20 protein-coding genes are annotated in these 18,809 nt (G+C 40.9%); 5 read left to right on the top strand and 15 right to left on the bottom strand.

Translation table 11 applies throughout. The features are described 5' to 3' along the window. Positions 1–411: 411 nt before the first annotated feature. Positions 412–744: a chaperone CsaA gene (gene csaA / locus V6Z54_RS16760; protein ID WP_338527508.1), complete on the bottom strand. Its 333-nt coding sequence runs from the start codon at positions 742–744 to the stop codon at positions 412–414. Positions 745–988: 244 nt separating this feature from the next. Here csaA and V6Z54_RS16755 point away from each other — a divergent pair, with 244 nt between their 5' ends. Next, the gene (locus V6Z54_RS16755) at positions 989–1,468 is read left to right on the top strand and encodes a hypothetical protein (protein ID WP_024422662.1); all 480 of its coding nucleotides are present in this window, start codon (positions 989–991) and stop codon (positions 1,466–1,468) included. On the opposite strand, the gene V6Z54_RS16750 is transcribed toward V6Z54_RS16755, so the two are convergent. From V6Z54_RS16750 to V6Z54_RS16720, 7 genes are all read right to left on the bottom strand, one after another. Further along, a complete protein-coding gene (locus V6Z54_RS16750) occupies positions 1,465–3,093 on the bottom strand; it encodes a YndJ family protein (protein ID WP_338527507.1) in 1,629 nt (542 codons plus the stop codon). The genes V6Z54_RS16755 and V6Z54_RS16750 overlap by 4 nt on opposite strands. Beyond that, a complete protein-coding gene (locus V6Z54_RS16745) occupies positions 3,083–3,691 on the bottom strand; it encodes a DUF4166 domain-containing protein (RefSeq protein ID WP_041085662.1) in 609 nt (202 codons plus the stop codon). The genes V6Z54_RS16750 and V6Z54_RS16745 overlap by 11 nt, the downstream gene beginning before the upstream one ends. Continuing rightward, on the bottom strand, positions 3,654–4,535 hold the full coding sequence (locus tag V6Z54_RS16740; RefSeq protein WP_305960230.1) for a hypothetical protein: 882 nt from the start codon (positions 4,533–4,535) through the stop codon (positions 3,654–3,656). Before V6Z54_RS16740 ends, V6Z54_RS16745 begins: the two co-directional genes overlap by 38 nt. Before the next feature lie 148 nt (positions 4,536–4,683). Continuing rightward, positions 4,684–5,256 (bottom strand): TetR/AcrR family transcriptional regulator, encoded by a 573-nt coding sequence (locus V6Z54_RS16735; RefSeq protein ID WP_073979198.1) that lies wholly within the window; start codon positions 5,254–5,256, stop codon positions 4,684–4,686. 3 nt (positions 5,257–5,259) lie between these two features. Further along, a complete protein-coding gene (locus tag V6Z54_RS16730) occupies positions 5,260–5,979 on the bottom strand; it encodes an MBL fold metallo-hydrolase (protein ID WP_338527506.1) in 720 nt (239 codons plus the stop codon). A gap of 36 nt (positions 5,980–6,015) precedes the next feature. Then, positions 6,016–6,489, bottom strand: coding sequence for a GyrI-like domain-containing protein (locus tag V6Z54_RS16725; protein ID WP_041085671.1), 474 nt, complete (start codon positions 6,487–6,489; stop codon positions 6,016–6,018). Between the two features lie 54 nt (positions 6,490–6,543). Beyond that, positions 6,544–7,476 (bottom strand): YafY family protein, encoded by a 933-nt coding sequence (locus V6Z54_RS16720; protein ID WP_041085673.1) that lies wholly within the window; start codon positions 7,474–7,476, stop codon positions 6,544–6,546. 118 nt (positions 7,477–7,594) lie between these two features. On the opposite strand from V6Z54_RS16720, the gene V6Z54_RS16715 reads away from it, so the two are divergent. Next, complete coding sequence (locus tag V6Z54_RS16715; protein WP_338527505.1) at positions 7,595–8,119, top strand: mother cell-specific membrane sporulation protein; 525 nt, start codon at positions 7,595–7,597, stop codon at positions 8,117–8,119. A gap of 31 nt (positions 8,120–8,150) precedes the next feature. Here V6Z54_RS16715 and czrA read toward each other — a convergent pair whose 3' ends face one another. Further along, positions 8,151–8,480, bottom strand: coding sequence for a Zn(II)-responsive metalloregulatory transcriptional repressor CzrA (czrA, locus tag V6Z54_RS16710; protein ID WP_024422670.1), 330 nt, complete (start codon positions 8,478–8,480; stop codon positions 8,151–8,153). Between the two features lie 186 nt (positions 8,481–8,666). Between czrA and V6Z54_RS16705 the strand changes: the two genes are divergently transcribed. Both V6Z54_RS16705 and V6Z54_RS16700 read left to right on the top strand, forming a co-directional pair. Further along, positions 8,667–9,992, top strand: coding sequence for an APC family permease (locus V6Z54_RS16705; RefSeq protein WP_305960234.1), 1,326 nt, complete (start codon positions 8,667–8,669; stop codon positions 9,990–9,992). A 97-nt stretch (positions 9,993–10,089) separates the two neighbouring features. Then, on the top strand, positions 10,090–10,752 hold the full coding sequence (locus V6Z54_RS16700) for a lysozyme family protein (RefSeq protein WP_041085680.1): 663 nt from the start codon (positions 10,090–10,092) through the stop codon (positions 10,750–10,752). A 37-nt stretch (positions 10,753–10,789) separates the two neighbouring features. Here V6Z54_RS16700 and prpB read toward each other — a convergent pair whose 3' ends face one another. The 4 genes from prpB to V6Z54_RS16680 form a co-directional block, all read right to left on the bottom strand. Beyond that, entirely contained in the window at positions 10,790–11,704 is a 915-nt protein-coding gene (prpB, locus tag V6Z54_RS16695; protein ID WP_073980128.1) for a methylisocitrate lyase, read from the bottom strand. Positions 11,705–11,716: 12 nt separating this feature from the next. Then, a complete protein-coding gene (locus V6Z54_RS16690; RefSeq protein ID WP_073980127.1) occupies positions 11,717–13,153 on the bottom strand; it encodes a bifunctional 2-methylcitrate dehydratase/aconitate hydratase in 1,437 nt (478 codons plus the stop codon). Between the two features lie 2 nt (positions 13,154–13,155). Then, positions 13,156–14,298, bottom strand: coding sequence for a citrate synthase (gene mmgD, locus V6Z54_RS16685; protein ID WP_338527504.1), 1,143 nt, complete (start codon positions 14,296–14,298; stop codon positions 13,156–13,158). 168 nt (positions 14,299–14,466) lie between these two features. Beyond that, positions 14,467–15,006: a DUF420 domain-containing protein gene (locus V6Z54_RS16680; protein ID WP_024422676.1), complete on the bottom strand. Its 540-nt coding sequence runs from the start codon at positions 15,004–15,006 to the stop codon at positions 14,467–14,469. A gap of 198 nt (positions 15,007–15,204) precedes the next feature. On the opposite strand from V6Z54_RS16680, the gene V6Z54_RS16675 reads away from it, so the two are divergent. Next, complete coding sequence (locus tag V6Z54_RS16675) at positions 15,205–15,717, top strand: GNAT family N-acetyltransferase (protein ID WP_041086829.1); 513 nt, start codon at positions 15,205–15,207, stop codon at positions 15,715–15,717. A gap of 153 nt (positions 15,718–15,870) precedes the next feature. On the opposite strand, the gene V6Z54_RS16670 is transcribed toward V6Z54_RS16675, so the two are convergent. Both V6Z54_RS16670 and recQ read right to left on the bottom strand, forming a co-directional pair. Continuing rightward, entirely contained in the window at positions 15,871–16,662 is a 792-nt protein-coding gene (locus V6Z54_RS16670; protein ID WP_039179273.1) for a 3D domain-containing protein, read from the bottom strand. 234 nt (positions 16,663–16,896) lie between these two features. Next, positions 16,897–18,699 carry a DNA helicase RecQ gene (gene recQ, locus V6Z54_RS16665; protein WP_041085689.1) on the bottom strand — a complete coding sequence of 601 codons (1,803 nt, stop codon included), beginning with the start codon at positions 18,697–18,699 and terminating at the stop codon, positions 16,897–16,899. Positions 18,700–18,809 lie beyond the last annotated feature (110 nt).

The following is an 18,809-nucleotide window of genomic DNA, read 5'->3' as shown; positions in this document are numbered from 1 at the left end:
AATGAAGCTGAACATCTAATCCTTCAGCTTAGCCCACATACGCAGCAAATGATTTGAATGACAGAATCATCCCCTTTAGTAGTCGGATCATTACTTAAAACTCATCTTAGTTTATCGACTAAACAAACTAAGATGAGTTCATTTTATAAAATCTGATCTGACTTTTCAATATTTTTCGAAAAAATAATCCAAATAATTGATTTCTTGTCAGTTTTCTGCTGAAATGACGTGAAAAAATGAAGTGAATCATTTAATGGTTGCAATTCAGCTCATCCCATGCTATATTTATCAAGCGATGAGCTGAATTGTGTAAGTCGGGTAACATGTCTCCTTGAGACACACACGAATGTGGCGTGTGGTTATTCCGCCTCAATACGCAAAAGACATCTTCTCAGGAAGATGTCTTTTTTCTTATCCTATTTTTGTCCCATTTTCTACAGGCTCATCTGTTGCTAGTAAAACTACGTCTTCTTTTGACGGCATGCCCCCTAATACAAGCACTTCTGATTTGAACCCTGCAATTCTTCTTGGCGGAAAATTGACGACTGCTACGATTTGCCTGCCAATGATATTCTCAGCTGTATACCGTTTTGTCAGCTGAGCACTGGATTGCTTTACACCAATCTCTTCACCAAAATCAATCTTGAGTTTTAATGCAGGTACTCTTGCCTCTGCAAAGAATTCTGCTTCGATAATCGTCCCAATACGAATATCTAACGCTAAAAACTGTTCAATATCTGCCATCTGATTCTCTCCTCTTCATTCAAGGGTAAGTTCATTTACTAGAGTCATCTATTGGTTTTTTTCATTGTAGCACATTCATTTCGTAAAAAAAGTGAGTCAAAAAGCCGATTCAACGCAAAATTCTATTTAGTTTACATAATGAATTTATTGTCATGTATTAAATGTTTGCATCCTGAAAATGAATTCAGTAAAATGGCAAATAATCCTACTGCTTCCTCCCAAATATTTGGGGAGGGGTTAACACTTGTTTACATTATCAGATATGTGGACATTTTGCTGGTCGTTTTTCGTCATTCTTCCTATCGTTGCCATCTTGCATCAGCTTGGCCATATTATGGTCGCGTGGATGTTTGGGGCAAAGGTTTCTTTTGCTCTTGGCAGAGGCAAAAAAGTATTGAAAATAGGCGTTGTTGAAATTAGACGAATCTATTTTCTAGATGCATTTTGCCATTATGAAGAAATGAGGAAAAATAACCGATTCTCGCACATTCTTGTCTACCTAGGCGGATCATTATGCAACCTGCTCAGTGTTCTCATACTGAATACAATGATCGCCAATGATATCCTGCCAGAACATCAATTTTTCTATCAATTTGCTTACTTCTCAGTCTACTATGTATTTTTTGCACTGCTGCCAGTCCAGTATGCAGATCATCATCCGAGTGATGGGCAAGCAATTGTGAATATCATTCGGCACGGTGAACCATGTGACATCATTGACTAACAGGATGGCTTCCAGCTGTCAATTTGATAATGAATCGTTAAAAAGGGAATACCGAATAGCTTCATTTGATGAACTGCTGTGAGACTTTTATCTGTCTCCGGCTTCATATGAAAGCTTTCTTCCATTGGCAGTTTCATGGTGATAAAAGGCGTATGCAAATACAATCCTTCGTCACCGGTACTGCCTTTTGGACATGCACTTTTTAAGAGGAAGTCTTCCTTTTCATTAAAAGGTTTTAAAATGGCAGTTAGCTGAGAATATGGAAGCGGCAGCGCAATATTCATATAACCCGCAGCTGCATCGTGATGCTGAGCATAAAGTGCAAAAAAGACCTGCTCCCCTTTTTCGTTGTGACGAATCCACGCCCTGACATTCTTTCGCTCTTCTTTAGGATGTTGAAATGTAGTCAGACGTCCCTTCATTTCATAAGGCCTGCGAGCTGTTCCCAAATAGAGCTGGCCTATTTTCTTAAAAATGGGCTGAAGTAAAAAAACAAACGGCCTCACCCACCAATGAAAACAGACGGCTGCTTTTAACGTAAATGACATGGGGTTTTCATAAAACCTTCGAATCACAGGTGATACCCTTTCAGCCGAAAATGTCATTCCATTTAATTCATCAAGTGAATCGACTAAACCGAGCTTCTCCCGCTCATGCATTCTTTCCTTTTGAAAAGAAATCAAATGAAAGCGGCCATGCACTCTTGAAATTGGAAAGTCCTTCTGCCTTAATTGATCCCTCGGTCCTTCGATCAGCCATCCAATCAGACCTGGTAAAATAACAAAAAAGGCATTGATACTGCCATGAAACCAAATCATCTGATCAATGCTGATATAGGTCACGCGCATGAGCATACCAGCTGAATAAAGAAGAGACAGCACGATCGTTCCCATTAACACGCAGCTAGAAAACACAACGAGCCTTTTTGCCACAGTTGATCGAAACCTTGTTTTCATACAAAGAATGCCGTACAAATAGAGTGCAATGACAAATAGCATAACGCTTAACGTATCAAATAGACGGGAGAAGCTAATCCCAACAGCAATCATCACAGGCGACAGCAAAATCACCCAGCCAGCCGCTTTGTATAAAGCTGTCTCTTTTTCTCTCTGTCTCCCTAATAATCCATAGAAAAGCGGGATAAAAAAAGCGGAGTAATGAAAATGAATAGCGGTCAAAAGCACTATAATCGGTGAAAAGGTCATCACCTGTATATCTGCCGTGTACAGCCAAAACCAAAGCCCGCCTAAAGCGAGATACATCCATGCACCATCGATCATCAATTCATGAAGTGAAAAGCTTCCCCTTTTCAGCAACCGAGTAAAGCCATATAACGCCAAAATGATCGTATACAAAAACCAGCCCGATGCGAACAGGGCAGAATGATAGACGAATGCAGCCGTTGCACAAAAAGCAGCTAATGGAAAGGCTTTCATTAAAAAGCCGATTAGTATCCCCGGCTTACTCTCCTTCCTTTCCTTCGCAAAAAAGCATAAAACAGCAGGAAGAAAAAACAGAATGGCTATAAGTACAAAAAACTCTGCTATCGGACCTGTCATCAAACGGGTGGCGATAAAACAACACATGAAGAGAAGGCTTGATATCAAATGCCATTTATTCATCATGAGACTCCACCCTTTCAGTAAACCGGCCTTTATATGTAAAAAGAGTGCCAAACAGTCGATTTTTCACATGCACATGAATGGTATACTCACCCGAGTGCTCCTCGTAGCCTTCTGTGACATCTGACACACCATAAAGCCATGAAGGCAGCGGCCACTCACGTCCTAACATCAACAGCTTCTGCTTGCCAGATTGAATGTGCAGAAAACCATGCTTTGTTACTGTAAAATGAAGCTCTGACATAAGAAGTCGAGGCTTTCCAAAATAGTCTAGTACTTTATGACTCTTCTGATCAATAATCATATCTGCATCAAAGTGCCTTTCCTTCTTTGGGAAATAAAACGTACGGAACCAGTGCATGCCTTCCTCTCCCTTATTTGTCATAAAGGGTTTATTCACAATTCGGAAGGGAATGTTTTTTCCTCTCTCAGGGAAAAAACAGCGAAAGCGTGGACCAATTTTGAAGAAAAATCGAATGAGCCTCGTTCCGCCGCCTATTTCCTTCATGGTACCTTCAGCAGTAAACGCACGGTTGTATCTCTCTTTTAATTTTGGATGCAGCTTATCGTAATCCTTCACTAGATGACGATGAACGACCATGTCTACCTCCCCTTTTCCGTTTGATCGAAAATACATCTATACAATCTTTTAAATTAATCATTCCTCCAATGGATAGAATCAAAAATGCACTCATCACAAGCGGCTCATGAAGTGTCGATTGTGGAGATACAATCCCGATACAAAGCATCATCAGCAGAAACACGCTTTGAAGAATGAACAGATATTTCTTTGATAGCTTAGGAATCAACCACGATACACCTATCAGGGCATAAAACAACCGAAATCCGGTGCTATGATCAAAAGCAGAATGTGAAAATGGGATGACCGCTTGGCATAGCCAGACGATGGCAAACAGCAAACAAATTCCATAATGGGCAAGTGTTCTCTCCAGTAACAACCGAGGGTGCGTTCCCTTTTCAAGCCACGTCTTTAGTGCGCCAAAACTAAAGGCCGTCATAAACCCCATCAACGGGCGAAAAAGAAATCGATCTGCCCACGCCCATCCTTTTCCTTCTTTCGTTTCGTAATCAAATTGAGTTTGAAACACAATATGATCGTTCGTTTTTACATATTTCCAATAGCCGCCGCCTTCTTTGATAAAAGACAACGGGTGTGACGATTTAAATTTCAGCGAGGATGCCCGTTCATTCCGTTCATCCATCATTCTAGTTCGATATGCTCCTGTCCCTGTGACACTTACACCAAATCCAAGATGCTTTTCATACAAAAAGGTTTGGGGCTGTTCATCTTGAGGTCCATTTAATGAAATAGTTGAAAAGCGCAAATCCCACTGTTCATGAAGCTTTGGATTTTGCGTATATTCCCATACTTTCTCTAAAGGTGCATGAATGGTTGTTTCCACATAAACAGGCTTTCTTTTCATCTGCCTCTACTCCTCTATGTGAATTATTTCACATAATAAGCATACCATGTTTCACAAAACTGTCAAATCTTTATTCATTTTTTCTCAAAAAAATTGTGCCAGAAGGACGCTCCTTTATGATATCGGTTCGCTGCAAAAAAAAGACCTGTCATATAGACAGACCTTCTTTTTGCAATACACCTGTGATATAGAGCCGAACCGCATAGCTCACACTTTCTTCAAGCTCTTCTTTTCGTTGAAATCCCTTTTTATTAGAAATATCACCGAAGCCGTGCAGTAAGCTTCTCAGTCCTCTGACGACATGCGTCATTTCCTCTTCCTTTACACCAAAGCGTGACATAATGGATTGAACAAACTGAACAAGGCGCTCTGCCGCAACACTTACTTCTTTTTCGTTCATATGTGAAAAGGCAGCTTCATAAAGGCCAGGGTGTTCTCGGACAAATTGCACATATTGTCTGGCAAAGGCTAAAACAGCTGCTTCTTTTTCCAGCCCCTCTGTGACTTGCATCCCTTCCTCACATAGCATGGATAGCCCCTTTACTGCGAGTGCGGCCTGAATCTCATGAAGGCCGGATACGTGATTGTAAAGAGAAGGCGGTCTGATGTTCAGCCTTTTAGACAATGTAGCAATGGTCAAAGCGGAAAAGCCCTCTTCATCAACAAATGCTGCCGCTGTATCCATAATTTTTTCTTGTGTAATACCCATTCTAGGAGACACAGTTTATTGCCCCCCTTTTTTTAGCTGGTGCTGCCTTTTACGGACGGCAGCTTGAAGCTTTTCATAAGGTTCTATCATAAGGTCACCATGTCCGGCAGCAAGACAGGATATGCGCAGCGCTAGTAATTTTTCAGCGCTTTTTAATGCGGTTTCTGCATCCCATGTGGCAAATGCCGGGAACGGGAAGCTCCACCGAAACTCACCCGTTACCGATAAGCCGCCTTTTGTCACAAGTGCATCACCTGCAATGACAACTCCTGACTTTTCATCGTATAAAGAAATGCTTCCAGGTGTATGCCCTGGTGTTGCAATTACTTTGAGGGTCCCAATCTCATCTCCTTCTTCGACAAGCACATCTGGTTTTGTATGAATATTTTTCATAAAACTGCCTTTGATTTTTTGCTGGGGTTCACCAGGGAGTAAGGAAAAGTCACCTTCAAAAAGGCGCGCATCACGTTTTGATAAATAGACGACTGCCTCGGGAAAAGCCTTCTTCACCTCATCTAATGCACCGATATGATCCATATGACTATGAGTGAGAATAATCTTATGAATTGGTTTGTTCTTTTTACGGGCAAATTCGATGATCGAGTTCGCCGCCATTTTTAAAGCAGCATCAATTAAAATGAGCCCTTCCTCTTCCTCAAATACATAGCAATTTACCGGAAATAATCGCGGCAGCAATGTAAGCTGGTGCAGACGGTCAAAAGTTGTTAATCTCATGATTGCCCTCCTAAAACTAATGTCGTTAGTTTTATATTAACTAATGGTATTAGTTTTAGCAAACATTTTTTCATCAACCGCAATATAAATATCAATTTGCGCTTCTTTTGGATCAATAGATCTTTCATCATACCATTCAAAATCACCTGTATAAGTGCGGTATTGCCGCTGATCCCACGTCCAAATCTTGTGCCATGTTTCAAGTACAACCTCTTCAATCGGTCCCTTTCTCGTTTGAAATCTTGCGTAGGTGGACGCAGGAATCTCTTTTACATGTTCGATCGGCTGATCCGCGAATTGCCCAGCCGTAAATAAATAAGAGCCATGTTCATCTTTTTCATAATCTGAATAAAGCCCTATGACTGGGGCTTGTCCCCCATGAAGCTGCTGCGCAAAAAATTCCTGCCAAAGCGGCGCAATCTTCCGCTCTTTTGTTTGCTCTATTTCGTTTGTAGTTCGAACAGACAACCCTTTGATCCATTGTTTCTCTAATGTCACGATATCGTACATACATTCTCATCTCCTTTTCTCCCATCATATAAAAAGAAACCTGACAACTGTGTGTCAAGTTTCTAATCTCTTCATAAATTGTTTTAATTTGAGATCAAACGCTTCCTTGATGTGCTGAGGTGAAAGAATGTCGACGTCCGGTCCTAAATGGAATAGGAAACTGTGCAGCCAATCATCTTGCGGCACGGTCAATGCTGCCAAATAGGTTCCATCTGAACTGACGATCAATTCGTTCTCATCCATCCATTCCTTCACTTTGCCAACTGATGCTTCCGTTAACCTGAGCGTGAGTGTTGTGACTGAAGGTTCTTCATGCCAAGAGTCATTCCAAGGCTTCTCTTCATTTTTAATTCTTTTCGGCCTGAAATATGCTGAAATGGTGACGAGGTCTGTTATTCTTGTCAGCTTGAACAAACGAAAAGCTTTTTTCACACAACAGTACGCATACAAATACCAATGCCTTCCTTTTAAGACAAGCGTATAAGGCTCCACTTTCCGTGGAAGTGTTTCCCCTTTTGCATTGCGATAAGTGAACTGAATGAATTGATGCGCGGAGGCAGCCGTATGGATCAGCTGCAGCTTCTTCTCTGCCTGGCTGTCTTTTCCCCATGAGCTTAAATCAATAAAGACATGGTGCTGTTTCTCACTTTCATGAGTTTGTCGCGGAATAAGAGATTTGATTTTTTTCAGTACATGTTCACTTTCTTTAAAGGAGTATGCACTCGTCATGCTTTCGAGGGCTGTTAAAATAAGCTCAATGTCATCATCGGTAAATAATTTTTTCTCTAAACGATAGTCATCAACAAGTGAAATGCCTCCACCTGCTCCTTGCGTTGTCACAACAGGAATCCCGGCTTGATTGATGGTCTCAATATCGCGATAAATCGTCCTCACGCTCACTTCATGAAGTTCAGCAAGGTCTTTCGCTTGTACTTGCTTCTTGCTAATAAGCAGCATCACAATAGACAAAATACGATCGATTTTCATGCCTTTTCCTCTTTTTCATAAATATAGGTTTTGATTTGATAAAAAAAGAAAGAATGGTAAAGATAAGGAACAGCCAGCATTCGTTTACATCCCTGCACATGCAGGAGGAGGTTGCATCATGACACATCACGTGTGGCAGTTATTCATAATTGGAGGCATTATGATGATCTGCATCATCTTTCGAATGAATCGAATGAGACGCTATCAGCCTGTGCGCCCAATCAGTCTTTTGATGAGAATGTATGTATTTGGACTCACTGCCCTTATTCTCTTATTAGAAGGCTGGCAAAATCACAGCATTTTCATCTATGCCGCTATTGGTATGCTCTTTGGAAGCAGTCTGGCCGTTCATGCCTATGAGACGATCCGCATGAAAGAAGAAAACGGCCGTCTTTATGTGAAAACGAGTAAATGGATTGAAAGCTTCATTTTATGCTTATTTTTATCTAGACTTAGTTTTAAGCTGGGTGAGCTGACGAACCATTCGCTCACAAAGATTGGTGTTGTTGAACTGTATCAGCATATTGTGAGTGATGATGCCATGACCATGCTCAGCTTTTTTCTATTAGCTGCTTACTATGTCGTTTTTTCTTATCAAATGGTAAAAGCAGGTAAACGATCAACACATATGCATCATGCGTAAAAACCTTCCTATATGAGTAGGAAGGTTTTTATTAGTCATGCTGCGCATGGTGAATCATTTGTTCAAGTACTTCCATCACATGCTGATCTTCAGGGCTGTAAAAAATCGATGTCCCTGCTCTTCTAGATTTCACGAGACGAAGGTTTTTTAAAAAGCGCAGCTGATGTGAAACAGTTGATTGCATGAGATTCAGCGTTTCCGCGATATCATTGACCGAGTATTCACCTTGAGACAGCAGGTGCAGGATGCGAATACGTGTCGGATCAGATAAGGCTTTAAACGTTTGGGATACAAGAAATAAACTTTCTTCATCAAGCTCCATCCGTTCCTGTTCTTGATTTGTATTCAGTTCTTCCTTCATTTCGCTTCACCTTTCTTGTTAGTCAAATCACGACTTATTCTATGTATCATCATATACCAAAACGTGCGGCGTGCAAAGCGGGCACACTTTAGAAAAAAGATTTATTCAAATAGCATTGACACTTGGTAGCATTCTTTTTAAAATGAGCATTATTTATTCATTTTTTTAGAGGAGCTGATAGGCAAATTGACTGAAGAGCCAAGACTAAAACGCAGCCTGACTGTCTTTCCACTTGTTGTGATCGGGCTTGCTTATATGGATCCACTTGTCGTATTTGATTCATACGGCATTGTTGCTCAGCTGACGAAAGGACACGTAGCTGCAGCTTATATATTTACGTTACTGGCATTACTATTGACAGCGCTTAGCTATGGGAATATGGTGAAGGCTTTTCCAAAAGCAGGATCTGCTTATACATATGCGCAAAAAAGTATTCATCCTCATGTCGGCTTCCTTGTGGGCTGGACACTTTTACTGGATTATTTATTTCTGCCTATGGTGAATTTTGCAATCGGAAGTGCTTATTTAACCGCAGCCTTTCCTGATGTACCTCATTACATTTGGATCATCATACTTGCTATCGCCATAACGTCTGTCAATGTAATCGGTATAAGGCTTACAGCCAACATTACGGCGCTATTTGTGACGTTTCAGGTCATTGTCGCCGTCACCTTTGTTGGGTTTGTTATTTATGGGCTCACGCAAAACGCTGGCAGTGGAGAGTTATTGTCAGCCCGGCCTTTTTATTCAGCGAGCTTAGATCCAGCGCTTATTTTTTCAGGAGCGACCATTTTATGTTTCTCCTTTTTGGGATTTGATGCCATTTCGACGATGTCTGAGGAAACCATTAAACCAAAAAAGACGATTCCGCTTGCCATTTTCTTAACAGTTGCGATTGGAGGCGTACTTTTTACTTTGACGTCTTATTTTTTGCAGCAGGTGTTTCCAAATTTTCAGCAGTTCAAGCATCCTGATGCAGCCTCACTTGAAATTGCAGAATTTGTGGGCGGCGCATTTCTCCACTCGTTCTTTTTAGCTGGCACAATGGTCGCAGTCATTTCTTCCTCCTTATCGTCACATGCAAGTGCAGCAAGGCTTTTATATGCAATGGGAAGAGATCAATCCTTACCGAAGCGTTTCTTCGGGTATATTCATCCGAGATTAAAAACCCCTGTTTTTAATATTTTATTAATCGGGGCTTTCTCCTTAACCGCAGTCGTTGGCGAACTTGAAGTCATTTATTCCTTTATCAGCTTCGGCGCGTTAATTGGATTTACCTTTGTGAATTTGTCTGTTTTTGCGTACTTTTTCGTCAGACAAAAACAAAGAGGTATTCTGAATACATTGAGATATGCAGTGATCCCTTTATGCGGGACGGCGTTTTGTATTTGGCTGTTAACGAGCATCAGTACAAATGCATTAATCATTGGCATGATTTGGCTGATTATCGGTTTTATTTATTTCTGCTTCAGGCTGAAAACAAGACCTGAATTTACGTTTGGATATGATTGATTATAAGGTTTTCACTTGGTATCCTGCACAGGATATGGCATAATAAAAAGGCTGTACTTCCCTTTTAAAAGCGGGGCAAAACAGGGGTGAACTGACCTTGAAAAAGAAAAAAACAGGATGTTTTGCCATTTCAGGCTGTTTCACGATTTTTCTCTTTGTTTTCGTATTAGCAGCCATTGCCATCTCCTTTAATCAAAAGGAGTTAAAAAAGCTGCCGATTGATACGGAATCAATTGTTTTGTCGAGATTGGATGATTACAAACCGCTTGTAGAAACAGAGTTAAGAGATCAAGATTTAGATCAGTATACCGCGTTAATCCTCGGTATGATGTATCAAGAATCAAAAGGCAGAGGCGGAGATCCAATGCAGTCCTCTGAATCTCTTGGTTTGAAACGAAATGAAATCAATGACCCTCAGAAAAGCATTAGACAAGGAGTCCATCATTTTTCGACTATGTACAAGCATGGGAAGAAAAAAGGCGTTGATTTGGAAACCATTATTCAAAGCTATAACATGGGAATCGGCTATATTGATTTTGTTGCAAAAAACGGGGGAAAACATTCCGAGAAATTGGCAAAGCAATACTCCAAAAAGCAAGTGAAACGAAACCCCAAGATCTATACGTGTGGCGGCAACAAAGATAACTTCCGCTATCCATATTGCTACGGTGATTTCACTTACGCTGAAAAAGTAAAAGAAAAAACGAAAACAGTTGAAGAAAAGATGAAATTGGCTTCATCATCCACACCATCATCGTAAAAAAAGCACTTCCGTCAAGGAAGTGCTTTTCATTTTATCACTGTTCTTTCCCAATTTCCGGCAGGATCGTTTTTGCTAAATGCTGATCCATTTCCTCATACTCATCATAATGAATCGTTTCATACAGCTCTTTTCTCGATTGCATATCCCCAAGTATCCCCTGCTGCGTTCCCTTTTCCATGATTTCTGTAAATAAACGCTCATACGCTTTTGCAGCGACTCTGAGTGATGACACAGGGTAAATGACCATTTGAAAGCCAAACATTGAAAATTCGTCTGCATGATAATAAGGCGTCTTGCCAAACTCCGTCATATTTGCAAGGAGCGGACCTTTAATATTGTTTGACGCATGCGTGAAGTCCTCTGCTGTGATAAGTGCCTCAGGGAAAATAGCGTCAGCTCCTGCTTCTACGTAAAGATTGGCCCGGCGGATGACATCCTCCATTCCATTTACGGACTTTGCATCGGTTCTCGCAATCACCAAAAGCGTTGGTGCCGCTTGTTTGATGGCTTTGATTTTTGCGACCATTTCTTCTACTGGAACGAGTGATTTCCCATTTAAATGCCCGCATTTTTTCGGCATTTGCTGATCTTCAATTTGAACAGCTGCCACCTTGCTTTCAACCATTTCTTTTGCCGCTCTTGCTGCATTTAAAACACCGCCATAGCCTGTATCCATATCGACCAAAAGCGGCAGCTGGGATGCTCGAATAATCTCCTTCGCTTTTTCTGCCATTTCTGTTGAATGGATCATTCCGAGATCAGGAAGTCCTTTGCTGGCACAAAAAGCGGCACCTGATAAATAGAGTCCTTGAAAACCCATTTTTTTTGCATAGAGCGCAGACATTCCATCGTGAACGCCTGGAATTTGAAATAGAGCTGATTTGTTCATTTGTTCTTTAAAGGCTGCGGCTAAATCAGCCTGACTTCTTTCTTCATTCACGATCCACACACTAGCTCCCCCTTATATGACGAATAAGTCCATAAATGCTGGTACTGTTGTTGTTTTTAATTGATTTGGATTTTGGCAGAGTGACACAATTTGATCTACTTGTTTTTGTGGAAATCTTGTCTTCAAATGATAGACCCACTTCTTTTCAAGCAGCGGAATGCCTTCCTGTCTTCTTCTGCGATGACCAAGCGGGTATTCAATTTCAATTCGGTCTGTCATCGTCCCGTCTTTAAAGAAAATTTGTACACAGTTTGCAATTGATCTCTTTTTCGGATCTAAATAATCCTCTGTATAACGCTTATCCTCTTTCACAACCATTTGATCACGCAGACGATCAATGGCTGGATTTTGCGCCGTTTCCTCTTCATAATGGTCAGCTGTTAGCTCACCATAAATCAGTCCAATGGCTGTAATATACTGCAAGCAATGATCACGGTCTGCCGGATTATAAAGCGGCCCTTTCTTATCAATAATCCGAATTGCTGACTCATGTGTCGTAATCTCTACCCGATCAATTTCATCTAAACGATCTTTTACCGCGTCATGCAGCATCACAGCCGCCTCAGCAGCAGTCTGCGCATGGAACTCAGCAGGATAAGCAATTTTGAAAAGAACATTTTCTATGACGTATGATCCAAGAGGCTGGGCGAGCGTAAGCGGTTTTCCTTTCATAAGAACATCTTCAAAGCCCCACTTCTCTGCACTAAGCGGCGTTTGATAGCCCATTTCCCCCTTTCGTGTCATCATTGCCAGTCTCACTCCGCGGCTTGTTGCATCCCCTGCTGCCCATGATTTCCTAGATCCTGTGTTTGGGGCGTGGCGATATGTTCTAAGCGGGGAATTATCAACAAACGCTTGTGATAACACATGCTGGACTTCTTCCTTTGTTCCGCCAAGCATTGCACATACAACTGCACTTGTTGCCACTTTGACAAATAACACATGGTCCAATCCATTTCGATTCAGACAATTTTCTAAAGCGAGCACACCTTGAATTTCATGTGCCTTGACGATTGCATGCAGTACGTCATTCATCGTTAGCGGTTCTTCTCCGTTTGCAAGGCGAGTTCTGCTGATATAATCACTTACAGCTAATATTCCGCCTAAGTTATCTGACGGATGGCCCCACTCCTGTGCAAGCCATGTGTCATTATAATCTAACCAGCGGATCATACAGCCAATATTAAAAGCCGCTTGAACAGGATCTAGCACAAACGAAGTGCCGGGAACTCTTGCTCCGTTAGGTACGACTGTTCCAGGTATGATGGGACCAAGGTGCTTCGTACATTCTGGAAAATTGAGCGCAAGCATTCCGCACCCGAGTGTGTCTATGAGCACATAACGCGCGGTTTCAATGGCCTCTTTGCTCGTAATTTCTCCGTCTACTGCATAGGCAGCAATTTCTTCTAATAGCTGATCTGTTTGATTGGCGACTGCTGTTTTGTTCATATTCATTCCCCCGTTTTTCCATCATCATTTGAAACCTTTAATCCTCTTGGCCCTAAATACCGGACTCTCGGTCTAAAAATGCGATTATGCAAATGCTGTTCAATAACGTGGGCTGCTAATCCGCTAGCTCTTGCAGCAAAGAAAATGGGTGTATAAAGTGAAATAGGAATTCCGAGCACGTAATAAATAGGTGCAGCATAATAATCAAGATTCGGATAGAGGTTTTTCTGCTCTTTCATGTATGCCTCTCCTGCTACACACATGTCATATAGCGTTGTATCTCCCTTTGATTCAGTAAGCGTTTTCAATGAACGTTTTAAAAGAGCGGCTCGCGGATCCATTTTTCTCATGTATACTCTGTGGCCAAAGCCCATCATTTTTTCTTTTGCGGCTAATTTTCGTTCAATGAGCGCAAGAAATCCTTCCGTTGTTTTTCCTTCAAGAAGCATGTGCATGACAGCTTCATTTGCTCCTCCGTGGAGATCACCTTTTAATGAAGAGATCGCTCCAGTAAAAGCACCATACATGTCAGAATGCGTGGATGCAATGACTCTAGCCGCAAACGTTGAATTCGGCAGCTCATGTTCACTATATAATGTAAGTGTTTGGTCAAAAGCGGTGATTTCGTCTTCGATCGGGGTGCGTCCAGTTAGCATGGATAAAAAGTTTTCAGTGTAGGATTTGGTCTGATCTGGAGAAATAGCGGCGTCTTTTGTGAGAATATGATAGCTTCCAGCAACAATGGCCGGCAGCTGGCCTAGTAATCGAACGGCACGCTTCACTTGGCACGCTTCTGATCGATCATGTAATGCATCATCGTACCCCGCAAGAGCAGATAAGCACGTTCTCATCGCATCCATAGGGTGAGTGGTTTTTGGAAGTTTCGTTAAAATGGTTTGAATCGTTGGATGTAAGTTCGTTTGTGAGGATATATCTTGCTGAAATTGGTGATATTCCATCGTATCTGGTAATCTTCCATAAATGAGCAGATAGGCTGTTTCTAAATATGTCTTGTTTTGTGCTAGCTCAATGAGGTCGTACCCGCGAATCACAATTTCCTCTTGCTCCACATCTAAATATGATATGGACGTTTCGCTTGCCACAATGTCTTCAAGCCCCGGTTTATACTGCAATTGTTCAGTCATCATATAACCCCCGTTTCGTCCAATTGTTGATCTCCAAACGAGCAAACGGCCAGAAATGATGTGAATCTATAGATGGGAAGATACCGTGCACGTCGGATATCCAATTTCCATTCTATCCAAAGCACTTCATCTTGTAAATAAAAGAACGTATGTCCAGTTGGACATACGTTAGCTGTAGTATGGAGAAATCATGATATAGACAATGACGCCAGTGAGACTAACATAGAGCCAAAGCGGCATCGTCCAGCGGGCAATTTTACGGTGACGCTCGACCTGCATCTGTGCGCCTCTAAATAGTGTAATCAATGCAAGCGGTACAATAATTGCTGAAAGCACAATATGTGTAATCAAAATAAAGAAGTAAATTGGACGGATGATCCCTTCTCCGCCGAAGTGTGTATCAGCTGCCATTGAATGATATGTCACATAGGAAATTAAAAAGACAAGTGTTGTTGAAAATGCAGCAAAGATAAATCGTCTATGTGCTTTAATGTTCTTTTGTTTAATCATAATGAGTGCTGAAAGTAAAAAGATAAACGTAAAGCTGTTCATCACGGCATTCAGTAAAGGAAGAAATGTAATATCCAGATGACTAAATTTATCTGTTTTTGGCATTAAAAATAATAAAGCGATTAATCCGTTTATGGCAATTGTTAAAATGACAACAATGCCGGTGAAATTTTTCGGTTTTTGATTCTGTTCGTTCATGTTTGAAAACCTCTCTTTATTAGTTCCGACTAAGAGTATGTTATTTAACTTTCTCTATAAAGTCAATGAATTCGCTGTCTTCGTCGAATTTTAGACAAACTTGCCGATTACTGGCGTTCTAACGGCTTGAAAGATCCATCCACTTCCTTTAGAATGGGAATTTATGTGGTTTTTATGATTTCTTATATGAAAGGAGTAATGGACTTGTCAATCTTACAGGAAACAACCAAAGATGTGAAGACGTTAGAGCAAGAATTACAGCAATTGCAGTTCCAAATGTATCGAATGCAAGAAAATATGAAAGATATTTCGAAAAAAGCAAAGATCATTGGCATTGATCAGGCGAAAGAAGATGAATGGATGATTGTCTCTGCCATTGAAAGTGCGGATACATGCAAAATCATGCTCAGCGATTGTGAAAAAGCTTTTCGCGGACAATCTGATTTTTCCTTAATCGCGGAATACCCTGAAGAAGGAAAGATTCATATTGCTGATATTAAAGGCCCTCCCGATAATGGATACGGCTCAATCTGCATGAAGCATTTAAAAGAAATCGCAAGAGAGCAGAACATCCCAGTCATCACAGGTGACCTCGTCAAAAGAGATTGGAATCACGTGGACCGCTTGATTCACTTTTATGAAAAACACCAATTTGATGTCCAAATCAATTGGAAAGAACAAAGCGGGGAAATTTATTGGGTGGACAGCTAACGCCAAAAAACCAGCGTGTATGATGGAATATACGCTGGTTTTTGTCGAAAATGCAAATTTTTCTGAAAAATATGTGTTTTTTTGACCAAAAAAAGGGTACAATAAAAGCATCAGGCCGCCACCTGATGCTTTCTTCCAAAAAACAATAGATTACTAGTTAAGTACTTTCACTTTGACTGATTTTACGCCCCAATTTTTTGCTTGGGATTTGCTTGGTACATGTACATCAATTTTGTTACCTTTAATTGCGCCGCCAGTATCTGCTGCGGTAGCTTCACCGTAGCCTTCAACATAAACCTTACTTCCTAATGGAATGACATTAGGATCTACTGCAATGACTTTCGCATTTGGGTTTTTGTTTAAGTTTACCCCTGTTGCAGTGATACCTGAGATGCCACCATCATTTGCTGTATAAGCCGTAGCCGTTACAGTCAATTCTTTTTGTACACTTTGACTAGCAGAAGATGATTCTGCTTTAGCTGTTTCCTTTTTAGGAGCAGCTTTTTGTGTTGTTTGCTCTTTTTGGACAGGCTCCTGTTTTTGTACAGGCTCTGAGCTTACCGGAGCTGAGCTTTGACCAGCAACACTTAGTGTTGAACCAGTCACAATTATATCTGAGTTTAAGTTATTCCAAGACTTAATATCGCTAATTGACACATTGAATTTTTGAGCGATTTTCCAGAGGCTGTCCCCCTTCTGGACTTTATACTGCTCCTGAGTTTTCTCTTTTGAAGAGATTGTCAATTTATCACCTACATAAATCATGTCTGTAGATAAATTGTTCCAACCCTTTAGGTCCTTTAGAGACACATCATTTTTTTGAGAGATTCCCCAAAGTGTATCACCTTTCTTCACAGTGATTTCCTTTGCAGAAGCTTGCTGTGCTCCAAATGCTGTTGTTGAGATTGCTGCAACAGCAACCAAGGACATAATAGTCTTCTTCATAAAGTAAATCCTCCCTTGTTAGCTTTTTATGGCGGCTAACGAGTGCTATCGTAACATATGTAAATGTCAATTCAATAACAAAACGATATGTTTTAGATTACAGTTCCTTTACATGAAACATCTCTCTCCATTGGTAAATCAGACCACAAAACAGCTCAATTACCCGCCATATCAAGGTTTTGAAAGGATCAGAAACCTCCTGTTGAAAACGTGTCCAAACGTAGCGAAAAAAATTTATTTTTCTTCTTCAATCTCTTTATTTTTCTCTTTTTCTATAAATAAACGGATTTCTTCTAGAAAAACATCCCCGTATTTCTCTCTTTTTTGAGCGCCTATTCCCTTAATATGGAGTAGTTCTTCTTCTGTTTTAGGCTGAACAGCTGACATTTCCTTCAAGGTTTGATCAGAAAATACAACAAATGGCGGAACACCCTGCTCTCTCGCCAGCTTCATTCTCACCGCTCTCAGCTGCTCAAATAATGCATCGTTTTCTTGAATCGCCTCTCTTTTAACTGCCTGCTTTTTATACACAGCCTCTTGTCCGACTAACACTTTCTTCCCTTTATGTGTCACTTTTAATGTTGGGTAAGCCCCTTCAGACATGTGCAAATATTCTTCTGTAATTAAAAATTCGATGAAATCACTGATTTGCTGGGCTGATTGCTGCTTCATTAAAGCGTATGTAGGAAGACGGTCGAAACCAAGATCAAGCACTTTTTTATTTTTAGAGCCTGCCAGTACTTGAGCAATCATCATTTTTCCAAATCGCTCGTTCATTCTAACCGTACACGATAAAACCATTTGCGCTTCTCGAGTGACCTCTTCACGCTCTCTTTCATCAAGGCAATTGCTGCATTTTTGGCAAGGAGTACTTGTTGATTGATCAAAGTAGTCCATCACAAATTGCTGCAAACATTGCTCAGTATGACAGTAATCCACCATTTGTCTTAGTTTAAGCAGCTCATGCTGATAGCGCACTTCATCTTCTGTTGACTGTTCGATGAGGAATCGCTGCATTCGTACGCCCTGCGGCGAAAACAGTAAAATGCATTCACTTTGGAGCCCATCTCTGCCTGCGCGCCCAGCTTCTTGATAGTAGCTTTCAATATCCCTTGGAATTTGATGATGAATGACAAAACGGACATTTGATTTATTAATTCCCATGCCAAATGCAGATGTAGCGACCATGACCTGGATGTCATCATTTAAAAACAGGTTTTGCTGCTCTTCTCTCACATCGTCATCTAACCCGCCATGGTAAATGCCAGCTTTGATCTTTTGTTTCTTTAGCCGATTGAAAATGTTTTCAGCTTCTTTTCTTGTAGCTGTATAAATAATGCCTGACTCAAGCTTGTTTTTCTTCATATAATGTGTGATAAAGCGGTCACTATTTTCTCCTTTGACCACCTGAAAAGATAAATTCTCTCTAGCAAACCCAGTAAAAATAGTTTCTTCTTCGTTCATGCCAAGCTGTTCACAAATATCTCGGTGGACCTTTTTCGTGGCTGTAGCCGTTAGTGCGACAATCACTGGCCTTTTTGTCAATTTATCTAAGCATTCTTGAATAAAGCGATAGCTTGGCCTAAAATCATGCCCCCACTCAGATATACAGTGTGCTTCATCAATTGCGATTAAAGGGATCGTTAACCGATCAAGGAGCTGAAAAAAACGTTCATTTTGTAAGCGTTCAGGTGTGATATAAAGCAGCTGATATTCCCCATCTTCACATTTTTTCAGTCTCTTATTCATTTCAGCTGCAGAAAGTGTGCTGTTTAAAAAGGACGATCGTATGCCCATCTCATTTAGCGCATCGACTTGATCTTTCATTAAAGAAATTAGCGGGGATACAACGATCGTTGTTCCTTCCATCATCAGGGCAGGAATCTGGTAACAAACCGATTTCCCTCCGCCTGTCGGCATAATACAGACGGTATCCTTCTGTTTGTTTACAATCGATTCAATGGCTTGTTTCTGTCCTTGCCTAAAGGTGTCAAATCCAAAGTATTGTTTCAGGAGTGCTTCTGCTTGTTCTAACATCCAATTCCCTCTCCGTCTTTTGTTTTGTCTATTTTAACATACATTCATGCCTCTTCCGGCTGTCTGTGCAATTTCGTTTTTTCACAAAATAAAAAGCCATTTTCCGAAAT

The sequence above is a fragment of the Bacillus sp. MAG717A genome, from assembly GCF_036884855.1.
In the GTDB taxonomy this organism is placed as follows: domain Bacteria; phylum Bacillota; class Bacilli; order Bacillales; family Bacillaceae; genus Bacillus; species Bacillus safensis.
Note: the sequence above shows the minus strand (reverse complement) of the source record. Positions and strands in the feature narration are given on the sequence as shown.